This window comes from Streptomyces sp. NPDC007162 (assembly GCF_040634175.1).
Taxonomy (GTDB): domain Bacteria; phylum Actinomycetota; class Actinomycetes; order Streptomycetales; family Streptomycetaceae; genus Streptomyces.
This window is the reverse complement of record NZ_JBEYFC010000229.1, coordinates 1-13,415: the sequence shown is the minus strand read 5'-3', so window position 1 is coordinate 13,415 and position 13,415 is coordinate 1. Positions and strand designations below refer to the sequence as shown.

At 72.0% G+C, this 13,415-nt stretch carries 13 protein-coding genes; 3 read left to right on the top strand and 10 right to left on the bottom strand.

The features are described from left to right. Positions 1-105 precede the first annotated feature (105 nt). The 6 genes from hflX to miaA all read right to left on the bottom strand — a co-directional run bounded on the left by hflX (position 106) and on the right by miaA (position 8,366). Positions 106-1,596, bottom strand: a complete 1,491-nt coding sequence (hflX, locus tag ABZ646_RS25310) for a GTPase HflX (RefSeq protein WP_360523098.1) — start codon at positions 1,594-1,596, stop codon at positions 106-108. A 169-nt stretch (positions 1,597-1,765) separates the two neighbouring features. Continuing rightward, positions 1,766-3,280, bottom strand: a complete 1,515-nt coding sequence (locus ABZ646_RS25305; RefSeq protein ID WP_360523095.1) for a M1 family metallopeptidase — start codon at positions 3,278-3,280, stop codon at positions 1,766-1,768. Positions 3,281-3,380: 100 nt separating this feature from the next. After that, a complete protein-coding gene (locus tag ABZ646_RS25300) occupies positions 3,381-5,504 on the bottom strand; it encodes an HD domain-containing protein (RefSeq protein ID WP_360523092.1) in 2,124 nt (707 codons plus the stop codon). Positions 5,505-5,798: 294 nt separating this feature from the next. Next, a complete protein-coding gene (dapF, locus tag ABZ646_RS25295; protein WP_360523090.1) occupies positions 5,799-6,662 on the bottom strand; it encodes a diaminopimelate epimerase in 864 nt (287 codons plus the stop codon). 151 nt (positions 6,663-6,813) lie between these two features. After that, on the bottom strand, positions 6,814-7,320 hold the full coding sequence (locus ABZ646_RS25290) for a hypothetical protein (RefSeq protein WP_360523101.1): 507 nt from the start codon (positions 7,318-7,320) through the stop codon (positions 6,814-6,816). 107 nt (positions 7,321-7,427) lie between these two features. Then, positions 7,428-8,366, bottom strand: a complete 939-nt coding sequence (gene miaA / locus ABZ646_RS25285; protein WP_360523087.1) for a tRNA (adenosine(37)-N6)-dimethylallyltransferase MiaA — start codon at positions 8,364-8,366, stop codon at positions 7,428-7,430. A gap of 179 nt (positions 8,367-8,545) precedes the next feature. Here miaA and ABZ646_RS25280 point away from each other — a divergent pair, with 179 nt between their 5' ends. Next, complete coding sequence (locus ABZ646_RS25280) at positions 8,546-8,878, top strand: hypothetical protein (RefSeq protein WP_360523084.1); 333 nt, start codon at positions 8,546-8,548, stop codon at positions 8,876-8,878. Between the two features lie 23 nt (positions 8,879-8,901). Further along, entirely contained in the window at positions 8,902-9,186 is a 285-nt protein-coding gene (locus tag ABZ646_RS25275; protein WP_360523081.1) for an antitoxin, read from the top strand. Positions 9,187-9,261: 75 nt separating this feature from the next. Here the strand turns inward: ABZ646_RS25275 and ABZ646_RS25270 are convergent, their stop codons facing one another. The 4 genes from ABZ646_RS25270 to cpt all read right to left on the bottom strand — a co-directional run bounded on the left by ABZ646_RS25270 (position 9,262) and on the right by cpt (position 12,821). Then, positions 9,262-10,002 (bottom strand): class III extradiol dioxygenase subunit B-like domain-containing protein, encoded by a 741-nt coding sequence (locus tag ABZ646_RS25270; protein ID WP_360523078.1) that lies wholly within the window; start codon positions 10,000-10,002, stop codon positions 9,262-9,264. Positions 10,003-10,093: 91 nt separating this feature from the next. Beyond that, positions 10,094-10,384 carry a hypothetical protein gene (locus ABZ646_RS25265; RefSeq protein WP_360523075.1) on the bottom strand — a complete coding sequence of 97 codons (291 nt, stop codon included), beginning with the start codon at positions 10,382-10,384 and terminating at the stop codon, positions 10,094-10,096. Between the two features lie 37 nt (positions 10,385-10,421). Then, complete coding sequence (miaB, locus tag ABZ646_RS25260) at positions 10,422-11,948, bottom strand: tRNA (N6-isopentenyl adenosine(37)-C2)-methylthiotransferase MiaB (RefSeq protein WP_360523072.1); 1,527 nt, start codon at positions 11,946-11,948, stop codon at positions 10,422-10,424. 339 nt (positions 11,949-12,287) lie between these two features. Further along, a complete protein-coding gene (gene cpt, locus ABZ646_RS25255; protein WP_360523069.1) occupies positions 12,288-12,821 on the bottom strand; it encodes a chloramphenicol phosphotransferase CPT in 534 nt (177 codons plus the stop codon). A 335-nt stretch (positions 12,822-13,156) separates the two neighbouring features. Here cpt and ABZ646_RS25250 point away from each other — a divergent pair, with 335 nt between their 5' ends. After that, entirely contained in the window at positions 13,157-13,366 is a 210-nt protein-coding gene (locus ABZ646_RS25250; protein ID WP_360523066.1) for a hypothetical protein, read from the top strand. Positions 13,367-13,415 lie beyond the last annotated feature (49 nt).

Genomic DNA, 13,415 nt, shown 5'->3' with positions numbered 1-13,415 from the left:
GAGAAGGAGAACGACGACCGTGACGACCATCGCGGTGACTGGGCACATGGACCTTACCGAGGACAGCATCCCTCTGGTCCGCACCGCCCTGGACTCACGCCGACGTCAGGCAGCCGGTGCCGGAACGTACGGTGCGAGTTCCGCTGCCAGTTCTTCGTGGACGCGGACCTTGAGGAGGGTGCCCTCGGCGGTGTGCTCCTCCGAGAGGACCTCGCCCTCGTTGTGCGCGCGGGCGACCAGCTTGCCGTGGGTGTACGGGACCAGGGCCTCGATCTCCACCGACGGGCGGGGCAGGTCGTTGTCGAGGAGGGCGAGCAGTTCGTCGATGCCCTGGCCCGTGCGGGCCGAGACGGCGATGGACCGCTTCTCGACGCGGAGCAGGCGCTGCAGGACCAGGGGGTCCGCCGCGTCCGCCTTGTTGATCACGACGATCTCCGGTACGTCGGTGGCGCCGACGTCCCTGATCACCTCGCGCACGGCGGCCAGCTGCTCCTCGGGCGCCGGGTGCGAGCCGTCGACCACGTGCAGGATCAGGTCGGAGTCGCCGACCTCCTCCATGGTGGAGCGGAAGGCCTCGACCAGGTGGTGGGGCAGGTGGCGGACGAAGCCGACCGTGTCCGCCAGGGTGTAGAGGCGGCCGCCCGGGGTCTCGGCCCGCCGGACCGTCGGGTCCAGGGTCGCGAACAGGGCGTTCTCGACCAGGACACCGGCGCCCGTGAGGCGGTTGAGCAGAGAGGACTTGCCGGCGTTGGTGTAGCCCGCGATGGCGACGGACGGCACCTTGTTGCGGCGGCGCTCCTGGCGCTTGATCTCGCGGCCGGTCTTCATCTCCGCGATCTCCCGGCGCATCTTCGCCATCTTCTCGCGAATCCGCCGCCGGTCCGTCTCGATCTTGGTCTCACCGGGACCACGCGTGGCCAGGCCGCCGCGACCGCCACCCATCTGCCGGGACAGCGACTGACCCCAGCCTCGCAGCCGCGGCAGCATGTACTGCATCTGCGCGAGCGCGACCTGCGCCTTGCCCTCGCGGGACTTGGCGTGCTGGGCGAAGATGTCCAGGATCAGGGCGGTCCGGTCGATGACCTTGACCTTGACGACGTCCTCCAGCTGGATCAGCTGGCCGGGGCTCAGCTCACCGTCGCAGATGACCGTGTCGGCGCCCGATTCGAGGACGATGTCGCGCAGCTCCAGGGCCTTGCCGGAGCCGATGTAGGTGGCCGCGTCGGGCTTGTCGCGGCGCTGGATGACGCCGTCGAGCACCAGCGCCCCCGCCGTCTCGGCGAGGGCGGCCAGCTCCGCGAGGGAGTTGTCCGCGTCCTGTGCGGTGCCCGAGGTCCACACCCCGACCAGTACGACCCGCTCCAGTCGGAGCTGTCGGTACTCGACCTCGGTGACGTCCTCGAGCTCGGTGGAGAGGTTGGCGACACGGCGCAGGGCCGCGCGCTCGGAGCGGTCGAACTGGTCGCCGTCCCGCTCTCCGTCGATCTCGTGGCTCCAGGCGACGTCCTCTTCCATCAGGGCATCGGCCCGAAGACCGTCGGAGTAGTCCTGCGCGAGGCGCCTGGTGTCCTGGGAAGGGGAAGAAGAGGAGGTCATTGGGTCCTTTGTGTCGATGGAATGCCGAAGTCGGCGGTTGTCGCTGCGACAACTGTTCAACGTACGAGTACCCGGGGAGATTCCCGCTGACCCGTGCCGTGCCGACCCCATGATGGTCGCACGGCACGCGCCGCCCCGGCACCGTGTTATTCCCGCGGCCGCCCGGGCGTCACTTGTGCCTCTGCTTGCGCGGGGCCTGCTTGGCCGGTGCCTGCTTCCAGTCCGGGTGGCCGGGCATCGGCGGGGTCTTCTCGCCGTACAGCCAGGGGTCGAGGAAGCCGGTGAGGTCGTGGCCGGCGACCGCGGAGGCCAGTCGGACGAAGTCGGCGGTGCCTGCGTCGCCGTCCTTGTGGCGCTGCACCCAGATCCGCTCCAGGCGTTCGAAGGCGGCCCTGCCGATCTCCTGGCGCAGGGCATAGAGGACGAGGGCCGCGCCGTCGTAGATGTTCGGCCGGAAGATGCTGATCTTCTGGCCCGGCGCGGGGGCCTTGGGCCGTGCGGGCGGTCCGCCGGAGGCGCGCCAGGCGTCGGATTCGCCGTAGGCCGCCTTCATGCGGTCGATCATGGGGTGGTGGCTCTTCTCCTCCGCGTACAGCTCCTCGTACCAGGTGGCGTGGCCCTCGTTCAGCCAGACGTCCGACCACACGCGCGGGCTGACGCTGTCGCCGAACCACTGGTGCGAGAGCTCGTGGACCATGATCGACTCGATGTACCACTTGGGGTACGCGGGCTGGGTGAACAGGTTCTTCTCGAACAGCGAGAGGGTCTGGGTCTCCAGCTCGAACCCGGTGGTGGCCTGTGCCATGAGCACGCCGTACGTCTCGAACGGGAACGGCCCGACCTTGCTCTCCAGCCAGGCGATCTGGTCCGGCGTCCTAACCAGCCAGGGTTCGAGTTTCTTGGCGTCGGCGCTGGGGACGACGTCCCGCACCGGCAGTCCGTGCGGCCCCTTGCGGTGCAGCACGGCGGAGTGGCCGATGGAGACCTGGGCCAGTTCGGTGGCCATGGGGTGCTGGGTGCGGTAGGTCCAGGTGGTCCGCCCGCCGGTCCGGGCGGCCTCGGTGGGCAGGCCGTTGGCGACGACGGTGTAGTCGTCCGGGGCGGTCACGTGGAAGGTGAACATCGCCTTGTCGGACGGGTGGTCGTTGCACGGGAAGACCAGGTGGGCGGCGTCCGCCTGGTTGGCCATGGCGAGTCCGTCGGTGGTGCGCACCCAGCCGCCGTCCTGATCCTTTGCGGGCACCGGGTCGCTGGTGTGCTTCACCGTGATCCGGGTCCAGCTCCCCCGCCGCAGCGGCCGGTCGGGCGTGACGACCAGGTCCTCGCCGGCGCTCGCGTAGCCGGCGGGCCGGCCGTCGACCTCCACGGACTCGACCTTGCCGTGCGCGAAGTCGAGGTTGACCCGGTCCAGGTCCGCGGTGGTGACGGCGTCGATGGTGGTGACGGCCTGGAGCGGCTTGTCGTTGCGGCCGGGATAGGTGAAGGAGAGGTCGTACGAGGCCACGTCGTACCCGGGGTTGCCGAGGTACGGGAAGAGCCGGTCGCCGAGGCCCAGCGGGACCGGCGGTGCGCTCGCGCCCAGCAGGGCGACGGAGACGGCGGAGGCGAGGAGGGCGGCGGCCCGCCGGTGCCGGGACCGGCGGGTACGTCGCGGTAGCGGGCGGGTGCGGAGGGTGAGCGGCATGGACCACCGCTACCAGCGCGTTCCCGATGCGCGGCGACGACTCGCGACCAAACCACCCGAACGAGTACTTCACCGGCCCACGTCGGCCCCGCCGGGCCCGTCACTGGTGTTGTGCGCGGTCCACGTCGTACACGCCGGGTACGTTGCGCATCGCGCGCATCAGGGCCGGCAGGTGGGCCGCGTCGGGGAGTTCGACGGTGTAGGTGTGGCGGACCCGCTGCTGGCTGGGCGGCTCCACGGTCGCCGAGACGATCTCGGCCCCCTCCTGGGCCATCGCCTCGGTGAGGTCGGCGAGCAGATGGGGGCGGCCGAACGATTCGGCGACCAGGGTGACCCGGCATGCGGCGCTGTCGCCCCAGCTCACGGCCATCTCTGGGCGTCCGGTGCCCTTCATGTGGGCCACCGCGGCGCATTCCACGCGGTGCACGGTGACCACGCCCCCGCGTACCGCGAAGCCGGTGACCTCGTCGGGGGGTACGGGGGTGCAGCAGCCGGCCAGCCGTACGGTCACGTCGGGGCGGTCGGCGACCACGGCGCTGGCGGTGCGGGGGGCGGGTGCCTGGGGTTCGGGGACGGGGCGGCTGGGGACGGGGGCCGGTGGTTCCTCCGCGGCGGTCGCCGGGTGGGTGGCGATCCAGCGCTGGATGGCGATGCGGGCGGCGGGTGTGTGGGCATGCTCCAGCCATTCGCGGGAGGGCTCGGAGGCCGGGTCCTGGCCCATCAGGAGCTGGACGGTGTCGCCGTCCCGCAGGACCGTGCTGAGGGTCGCGAGCCGGCCGTTGACCCGGGCGCCGATGCAGGCGTGGGCGTCCTCGCCGTACTGGGCGTACGCGGCGTCGACGCAGGTGGCGCCCTCGGGGAGACCGAGGGTGCCGCCGTCAGGACGGAAGACGGTGATCTCGCGGTCCTGGGCGAGGTCCTCGCGCAGGGTGGACCAGAAGGTGTCGGTGTCCGGCGCGGCCTTCTGCCAGTCGAGGAGGCGGGAGAGCCAGCCGGGACGGGTGGGGTCGGCACGCTCGTCGTCGACGGTGTCGTCCGAGGTGTCCGCCGCGGGCGCGTCGCCGGCCTGCGCGTAGGGGTTGCCGAGGGCGACGACGCCCGCCTCGGCGACCTTGTGCATCTGGTGGGTGCGGATGAGGACCTCGGCCACCTGGCCGTCGGCGCGGGCGACCGCCGTGTGCAGCGACTGGTACAGGTTGAACTTCGGTACGGCGATGAAGTCCTTGAACTCCGACACCACCGGGGTCAGACAGGTGTGCAGCTCACCGAGGACGGCGTAACAGTCCGCGTCCTCGTTGACCAGCACCAGCAGCCGGCCGAAGTCGCAGCCGCGCAGTTCGCCGCGCTTGCGGCTGACGCGGTGGACGGAGACGAAGTGCCGGGGGCGGATGAGGACCTCGGCCGGGATGTCGGCCTCGCGCAGCACTCCGCGCACCTCGTCGGCGATGTCCGCGAGGGGGTCGTCCGCGCGGGCCGCGTTCGCCGCGATCAGCTCGCGGGTGTGCTCGTACTCCTCGGGGTGCAGGATCGCGAAGACCAGGTCCTCCAGCTCGGTCTTCAGCGCCTGCACGCCGAGCCGCTCGGCGAGCGGGATCAGGACGTCCCGGGTGACCTTGGCGATGCGTTCCTGTTTCTCGCGGCGCATCACGCCGAGGGTGCGCATGTTGTGCAGCCGGTCGGCGAGCTTGATCGACATCACCCGGACGTCACTGCCGGTGGCGACGAGCATCTTCCGGAACGTCTCGGGTTCGGCGGCGGCCCCGTAGTCGACCTTCTCGAGTTTCGTCACCCCGTCGACCAGGTAGCGGACCTCCGCGCCGAACTCCTCGCCGACCTGGTCGAGCGTCACCTCGGTGTCCTCGACGGTGTCGTGGAGCAGAGAGGCCGTCAGGGTCGTGGTCTCGGCGCCGAGTTCGGCGAGGATCAGGGTGACCGCGAGCGGGTGCGTGATGTACGGCTCGCCGCTCTTGCGCATCTGGCCGCGGTGCGAGGACTCGGCCAGGACGTAGGCGCGGCGCAGCGGTTCGAGGTCGGCGTCGGGATAGTGGGCGCGGTGCGCCTCGGCGACATGGCCGATGGCGTCCGGCAGTCTGCCGCGGGCGGCGTTGCCGAGCAACGCGGCCAGACCGAGTCGACGCAGGTCGATCCGGGGGCGGGCCTTCCTGCGGGCCACCGTGGGCACGACAGGACCGGGCGTCGCAGGGTTCGTGGCCTCCGCACTCATGGGCACCTCCGGCTCGTGTACCGGCGGACGGGGCCCCAGGGCATACGTGGCTCAGGGATGGGCGACGTCCCCCCGTCCGTGCCGGTGCTTGATGCTACCGAGCCCATCGCGCCCGATTGACCGGCTCCCGCCGAGCGTGAAACGGATCACCCAATCGAGCGACGATTTCGAGGTTTACGATTTTGCGCCACCTGTTCGGCGGGTGGCCGACGTTTTCCGCCATCGAGGGCGACGGCGACCGTGGATCCGGTGTCGCAGAGCGGCCCGGACCACGGTTCACGATGCCGGGTCGACTCAACGGACCGCGTTTTCCAGCCAGTCGGCGTCGATCTCGCCCTCGGCCACGATCACGGCGGGGCCGGTCATCTCGATCTCTCCGTCGGGCCGTTCGGTGATGACGAGCCGTCCGCCGGGCAGATCCACGGTGTACGTCACCGGGGTACCGCTGACGGCGGGGTCGGCGCCGTCACGGCGGATGGCGGCGACGGCGACCGCGCAGGCGCCGGTGCCGCAGGAGCGGGTCTCGCCGGAGCCGCGCTCGTGGACGCGCATCGCGACGTGGCGGGGGCCGCGGTCCACGACGAACTCGACGTTGACCCCTTCGGGGTAGGCCGACGGCGGGCTGAAGGGGGGCGGGGCGTAGAGGTTCCCGGCGTCGGCGAGGTCCGCGACGAAGGCGACGGCGTGCGGGTTGCCCATGTTCACGTTCAGCGCGGGCCAGGTGCGGTCGCCGACGGACACCGTGACGTCACCCTCCGGGAGGCGGGCGCGGCCCATGCCGACGGTGATGTCACCGGCCTTGTCGATGTGGACCGTCCTGACGCCGCCACGGGTGGCGACGGCGAGGTCCCCCTCGGTGACGTGGCCGGCCTGCTGGAGGTAGCGGGCGAAGACCCGGACGCCGTTGCCGCACATCTCGGCGACCGAGCCGTCGCCGTTGCGGTAGTCCATGAACCACTCGGCGTCGGCGGCCATCCCCCTGGCCTCGGGGTGCGCTGCGGAGCATACGACGTGCAGCACGCCGTCGGCGCCGATGCCGGCGCGGCGGTCGCACAGGGCGGCGACGGCGGCCGGGGTGAGGTCGAGGGCGTTCTCCGGGTCGGGGACGATCACGAAGTCGTTCTCGGTGCCGTGGCCCTTGAGGAAGGGGATGCTCATTCTTCGAGGGTAAGGGAGGGGTGCATGGTGGTTCGGGTGCGGGCCCGGTGGGGCTGGTCGCGCCCACTCTGCGGCAGCCGCATATCCGGCACAGCCCCGCGCCGCTGAAGGGGCGCTCCGGTGCGAGGCGTTCTCCCGGCTCAGCTCTGTTTCAGCGCAGGCGCGCCACGCGCCAGACGGCCAGGACGACCACGATCGCCACCAGCACCACGTAACCGATCACCACGCGCCAGTCGGGCCTGCGGCCCGAGCCCCTCGCCGGGATGCCCGGCCAGGTGTAGCCCACCCTGCGGGCCGCCGTCATGCCCCAGCCGGCCGCGCAGAAGCAGATCAGCAGGCCCAGCATCGCGATCACCGCGCCGCTGTCGCCGAAGTCGAAGGCGAGCGGGAAGGCGAACATCAGGGAGCCGCCCGCGGCCAGGCCCACGATGGGGGCCAGTTGCCACAGCCGCAGGCGGCGCTGCGGGCGGAGTTCGACCTCCACCTCGGGGCCGCTCGCGAACATCTCCTCCGGCTCGGGGCCGTCGGCGGTCACACCGCCGCCCACCGTGTCGTCCGGGCCGTCCGAGCTCAGCCTGTCCTCGGCCTCTTCGGTCTCACTGGGCCCGACCGCGACATGCTCGGTGTCATGTGCGGTGTCGCGAGGGCCGGCCTCCATCGCCACGCGCCCTCCCAACCTAGGACTCCACTTGCGATCGAAGCTCGATGATGGCACGGCGCCGGAGGCCAGGATGACCGGTGGCGCATCCCGATGCCATGACGTGATCAGGCTGTGACCGGTCGTTCGACCAACGCCAGGGCCAGCTGCGGAAGTTCCTCGCGGTCCGCCGCGGCCCCACTCAACCAGTGCACGCGCGGGTCGCGCCTGAACCATGAATCCTGACGGCGCGCGAAGCGTTTGGTGGCACGGACGGTCTCGGCACGGGCTTCCGCTTCCGTGCACTCCCCGGCGAGCGCCGCCAGGATCTGCTGGTAGCCGAGGGCGCGCGACGCCGTGCGGCCCTCGCGCAGCCCGCGCGCCTCCAGTGCGCGCACCTCGTCCACGAGTCCGGCCTCCCACATCCGGTCGACGCGCAGCGCGATGCGCTCGTCGAGTTCGGGGCGGGCCACGTCGACGCCGATCTGGACGGTGTCGTACACCGAGTCGTGGCCCGGCAGGTTGGCCGTGAAGGGGCGGCCGGTGATCTCGATCACCTCAAGGGCGCGGACGATACGGCGGCCGTTGCTGGGCAGGATGGCGCGCCCGGCCTCGGGGTCGGCGGCGGACAGCCTGGCGTGCAGGGCGCCGGAGCCGCGCAGGACGAGTTCCTCCTCCAGGCGGGCCCGGACCTCGGGGTCGGTGCCGGGGAACTCCAGGTTGTCGACGGCACCGCGGACGTACAGCCCGCTGCCGCCGACCAGGATCGGCCAGCGGCCCTCGGCGAGCAGGGCGTCGATGCGGGCGCGGGCGAGCCGCTGGTACTCGGCGACGGAGGCGGTGACGGTCACGTCCCAGATGTCGAGGAGGTGGTGCGGGACACCGGCGCGCTCCTCGGGCGTCAGCTTGGCGGTGCCGATGTCCATCCCCCGGTACAGCTGCATGGAGTCGGCGTTGACGACCTCCCCGCCGAGCCGTTGGGCCAGGAAGACGCCGAGGTCGGATTTTCCGGCCGCGGTGGGGCCGACGACGGCGATGACACGGGGGGCCGAGGGTGCGCTGCTCACCGCACCAGTCTCGCAAACCTCCGCGGCGGGTCTCGAACGAGTTACGTGACGGTCCGTGTCCGGGCTTCGTTGCCGTTGCGAGGTTCCCGCCGCCCACGAGAGGCGGCGACCGGGGTGGCGCCGACGGACGCACCGGGTCACGCGGGATTTCGCTCGCACGAGTAACGTATGGAGTGGATATGGGCGTTTTTGCATGGCTCCTCGGGAAGAAGTCGAAGGCGACGGAGGAGCCGGCCGCCGAGGAGACGGCCGGTGTCGAGCCGGCCGGGTCCGCGGCGCAGAGCACGGCGGAGGAGGTGGCCGGGGCGGCTGCGGCGGTGGACTCGGTGGCGGACGCGGCGGTGGCCGCCGAGGACGACGGCAGCGGCGGTGGCGGCGGTGCGGAGGCGCGTACGGAGCCGGAGCCCGGGTCCGACGCCGCGGGCGCCGCCGCCGAGAGCACCGAGATCCCCAAGCAGCAGTCCGCGAGGGAGGCCGCCGACAACGAGGCCGGTGAGAGCGCCCGCACATAACGGCCCGCGAGGGAAGGTGGACCATGGGTCTTTTGGAGAATTTGAAGGCCAAGCTCGCCCCGGCCAAGGACAAGGCCTCTCACCTCGCGCAGCAGCACGAGGACAAGATCGACAAGCTCCAGCACGGCATGGACAAGGCCGCGCGGGTCGTCGACGAGAAGACCAAGGGCAAGTACAGCGACAAGATCCAGACGGGTACGGGCAGGGCCAAGGACGCGATGGACCGGTTCGTGCACCCGGACGCCATGGGCGGTACGGCGCCTCACACCACCCCGACCCGGTCGGAGGGGCCGCCGCCGGCCTCCTGAGCCGCGCGGGTCCCGTGGAACGGCGGACGGCCGGGAGCCCGGTGACTCCCGGCCGTCCGCCGTTCCTCGGGCGCGTCAGGACCAGGCGGCCACGAGGTAGCAGACGCCGTACGGGGCGTCCTCGTAGAGGAGTTCACCGGCGAGGCCCGCGTTCTCGGCGGCGCCGGCGAGGACCTGCCAGGGCGCGCGGCCGGAGGCCTTGAGCCGGTGCGCCAGGGCGGCGTCGAGTTCCCTGATCGCCGCGAGGTCGGCCGCGCCGAGCGCCCGGGCGACCTCGGCGTCGAAGGGGGCGGCGCGCTCGTCGAGGTAACCGGGTGCTTTGAGGGTGCGGCAGGCGCTGGCGTCGCCCATGACCAGCAGCGCCACCCGGGCGGCCCGGCCCGCGAGTTCCCGGCCGGTCGCCACACACCGCTCCGCCTCCAGCGGCTCGCCGACACCGAGCGCCTCGACCGGGGCACCGGCCCATCCGTACCGCTCCAGCAGCCAGGCCCCGACGGCGAGCGAGCCGGGCAGCTCCCGCTCCCCGCCCGTCCCCTCGCCGGCCCGCCCGCCCTCCGGCCGGCCGGTGGCTCCCAGGTGTACGTCGATCCCGACGCCGTAGCCGCGGAAGGTGCCCCGGCTGCCCTGGGGGAACACGCCGCGGCCGGGCTGCTCCGCGGGGCCGATGACCAGCAGCAGGTCGGGGCGGGCCGCGGCGAGCACGCCGAGCGCGTCGGCGCAGGCGGCACGGACCGCGTCCAGTTCGGGTGCGGCGCCCGCCGCGACCTCGGGGACGAGGAGCGGCGGACAGGGGCAGACGGCGGCTGCGACAAGCATGGACGGCAGCCTACTTCCGACCCACGCGATCCACGCCGACTGCACCCGGACCCCGCCGGCCAAGCCCCGCGCGCGCCCGGGTCCGGCGCTGCTACGGCCAGGGCCAGGACTCCGGGTGGGTGCTCCATGCCAGTTCGGCCAGCCGGTACATCACCCGGTGTGTGGACATCGCGCCCTCGATGGTCGCGTAGTACGCGTCCCCGTCCCCGACCCGGTAGACCTGCCGGCGCTTCTGGCGCAGGACGACTCCCGGGCGGTGGGTACAGGCGATCTCGTACAGGCGGGCACGGGCCTCGTCCCGGGTGCCCTCGAAGTGCGCCACTTCCTCGACGTCGTAGTGGTTCCCGGTGGTCCGGTCGACGACGACCACCCAGCGCCCCATCCCCTGCCCGCCCCTTCTGGATGAGCCCGGCGCGCGCTCAGTGCGCCGCGCAGCCCCCCGCCGCCGCCGGCAGCGGCTCCGGTACCCCGATCTTCGGGAGGCCCAGCATGACACCCGCCGGTCGGGCCGCCTGCGCCGCGTTCCGCTTCTCCCAGGCGTCGCCCGCGCGGGTGCGCCGTACGCCGAGCGCCGGGCCCTCGGCGAGGAGGTGGTGGGGGGCGGCGTAGGTGATCTCGACCGTGACGACGTCGCCGGGACGGACCTCCTGGTCCGGCTTGGTGAAGTGGACCAGACGGTTGTCGGGGGCGCGGCCGGAGAGCCGGTGGGTGGCGCCGTCCTTGCGGCCCTCGCCCTCGGCGACCATCAGCTCCAGGGTGCGGCCGACCTGCTTCTTGTTCTCGTCCCAGGAGATCTCCTCCTGCAGGGCGACGAGACGCTCGTAGCGCGCCTGGACGACCTCCTTGGGGATCTGGCCGTCCATGGTGGCGGCCGGGGTGCCGGGGCGCTTGGAGTACTGGAAGGTGAAGGCCTGGGTGAAACGGGCCTCGCGGACCACGTGCAGGGTCTGCTCGAAGTCCGCCTCGGTCTCGCCGGGGAAGCCCACGATGATGTCGGTGGTGATCGCGGCGTGCGGGATGGCGGCGCGGACCTTCTCGATGATCCCGAGGTAGCGCTCCTGCCGGTAGGAGCGGCGCATGGCCTTGAGGACGGTGTCCGAGCCGGACTGGAGCGGCATGTGGAGCTGGGGCATGACGTTCGGCGTCTCGGCCATGGCGGCGATGACGTCGTCGGTGAAGTCACGGGGGTGCGGGGACGTGAACCGCACCCGCTCCAGGCCCTCGATGGTGCCGCAGGCCCGCAGCAGCTTGCTGAACGCCTCCCGGTCGCCGATGTCGGAGCCGTACGCGTTGACGTTCTGCCCGAGCAGCGTGATCTCGCTGACGCCCTCGGCCACCAGGGCCTCGATCTCGGCGAGGATGTCGCCGGTGCGGCGGTCCTTCTCCTTGCCGCGCAGGGCCGGGACGATGCAGAAGGTGCAGGTGTTGTTGCAGCCGACGGAGATCGAGACCCAGGCGGCGTAGGCGCTCTCGCGCCGGGTCGGCAGGGTGGAGGGGAACGCCTCCAGCGACTCGGCGATCTCGACCTGCGCCTCCTGCTGGATGCGGGCCCGCTCCAGCAGCACCGGCAGCTGGCCGATGTTGTGGGTGCCGAAGACCACGTCGACCCAGGGGGCCTTCTTGACGATGGTGTCGCGGTCCTTCTGCGCGAGGCAGCCGCCGACCGCGATCTGCATCCCGGGCCGGTCCGCCTTCCTCGGCGCGAGCCTGCCGAGGTTGCCGTACAGCCGGTTGTCGGCGTTCTCCCGCACGGCGCACGTGTTGAAGACCACCACGTCGGCGTCCCCGTCCGCCCCCTCGGGCGCGCGCACGTATCCGGCCTCCTCCAGCAGCCCGGACAATCGCTCGGAGTCGTGCACGTTCATCTGGCACCCGTAAGTGCGCACTTCGTAGGTCTTGGGTGCCTGAACGTCCACTACCGGGCTCCGGTCGCTGCTGCTGGTCATGCGTCAAGGGTAGGCGGTCTTGTAAGCAGCCCCGGCGCCGTCCGCTCCCGTTCGTGCTCCGGAGCCGGAGGGAGGTACCGGAGAGCACCGCAGCCGCGTCCCTCGTGAAGATCGCGATGCGAGCGCAGCCGGGGAGTGCGCCGCGCGGACCGGCCGTGGGCCGGGCGGTCCGCTCGGCTGAAAGTCCGGCTCGCCCAGGGCGCAGGTGAGCCGGACGACGGTTGCGACGAGAAGCGGCGGGACCGGCTGCGGCACAGGCGTCTGCGGCCCGCCGGGCGTCTACGGGCAGGGCTCCTGCGCAGCGTCGACGCCGGGCGGGCAGGGCGGCCGGGACGGACGTCAGCTCACCGCCGCGGCGATGGCGCGGGCGCAGACCAGCGACTCGTTCTTCGAGGTGTCGACTTCGATGTCGTAGACGACACCCTTGTGCACGATCTCGGCCTGCGAGGCCGCCATGCCGGTCGTCCGGTCGCCGCGGGCGATCTCGCGGCCGGCCGCGGTCTCGGGGTCGCAGCGCACCCCGACCCACAGCACTTCGAGTCCTTCGAGATGCTTTCGCGTCCGCTCCTGGGAGGCGCCGCCGCCGAGGAACACGTCGTCGATGATCACGTGGGCCCCGGCCCGTGTCATGGCGGCGATGCCCGCCATCCAGGCGGCCTCGATCTCCCTGAACCCGGCACCGACCTCGACCTCGCCCTGGTCGCCGAACGTGATCCCGGAGTCCTGAGCGGTCATCGACCGGGGCAGCCTGGCGATCAGGTCGTCCACGCCGAGGGCGATCCACGGGGTGGGCAGGATCGCCTGGAGGCACCGGCTGATCCCGGTCTTGCCGGAGCCGGATCCACCGTTCAGCACGATGACTTGGGTGCTCATGCGTCGGACTCCCTTTCCACAGTGGTGCGTTCGTCTGTCGGGGTGCCGCGTTCGACGGCGATCCCGGTCACGATCAGTGTGTCGCCCGTAGCCCACCGTCCGTCGAATCCGGTCAGCGCGCGGCCGAGCGGTTCAGGGGAGCCGGAGCACGATCCGCGTGCTGGAACGGGCCCGGTGGACACCGCCGACGGCATCGCCCTCCGGCCGGCGTCGTCGCGTCGAACGCCCGTTCCGGCACCTACGCGCTCCAGACCGGGGTCAGTGCCGGCGGCGCCATCCAGACCGTCAGCGGTCTCAGCGCCGGCGGCACCTGCCTGCTGGTCGGCCGGGCCGAGGTGGCCACCGCCGGTGAGGAGGTGGCGGTCGGCGTGAAGAGCTTCGGCGGTGCGGAGACGTACCTGCGGACCTCGACCACGTCCTGCACCCAGCAGCCCGTCTTCTTCACGACGGGCGTCTCCGCCACCTCCGCCGGTGTCCACTGCTACAAGAACGACGGTTCGGCTGCCGGTTACTGCGACGACCACTCACTGATCAAGCTGTCGTAACGGCAGCCGCCGCGGGGGGGGCGGGGGCAACCCGCCCCCCCCCCCCCGG

Bases quoted from the DNA above. Each gene is read 5' to 3' on its own strand.
- ABZ646_RS25290 (WP_360523101.1), bottom strand. From the start codon at position 7,320: ATGGAGGCCGGCCCTCGCGACACCGCACATGACACCGAGCATGTCGCG.
- dapF (WP_360523090.1), bottom strand. From the start codon at position 6,662: ATGAGCATCCCCTTCCTCAAGGGCCACGGCACCGAGAACGACTTCGTG.
- miaB (WP_360523072.1), bottom strand. From the start codon at position 11,948: ATGACCAGCAGCAGCGACCGGAGCCCGGTAGTGGACGTTCAGGCACCC.
- ABZ646_RS25270 (WP_360523078.1), bottom strand. From the start codon at position 10,002: ATGCTTGTCGCAGCCGCCGTCTGCCCCTGTCCGCCGCTCCTCGTCCCC.
- ABZ646_RS25305 (WP_360523095.1), bottom strand. From the start codon at position 3,280: ATGCCGCTCACCCTCCGCACCCGCCCGCTACCGCGACGTACCCGCCGG.
- ABZ646_RS25280 (WP_360523084.1), top strand. From the start codon at position 8,546: ATGGGCGTTTTTGCATGGCTCCTCGGGAAGAAGTCGAAGGCGACGGAG.
- hflX (WP_360523098.1), bottom strand. From the start codon at position 1,596: ATGACCTCCTCTTCTTCCCCTTCCCAGGACACCAGGCGCCTCGCGCAG.
- ABZ646_RS25275 (WP_360523081.1), top strand. From the start codon at position 8,902: ATGGGTCTTTTGGAGAATTTGAAGGCCAAGCTCGCCCCGGCCAAGGAC.
- ABZ646_RS25300 (WP_360523092.1), bottom strand. From the start codon at position 5,504: ATGAGTGCGGAGGCCACGAACCCTGCGACGCCCGGTCCTGTCGTGCCC.
- ABZ646_RS25265 (WP_360523075.1), bottom strand. From the start codon at position 10,384: ATGGGGCGCTGGGTGGTCGTCGTCGACCGGACCACCGGGAACCACTAC.
- cpt (WP_360523069.1), bottom strand. From the start codon at position 12,821: ATGAGCACCCAAGTCATCGTGCTGAACGGTGGATCCGGCTCCGGCAAG.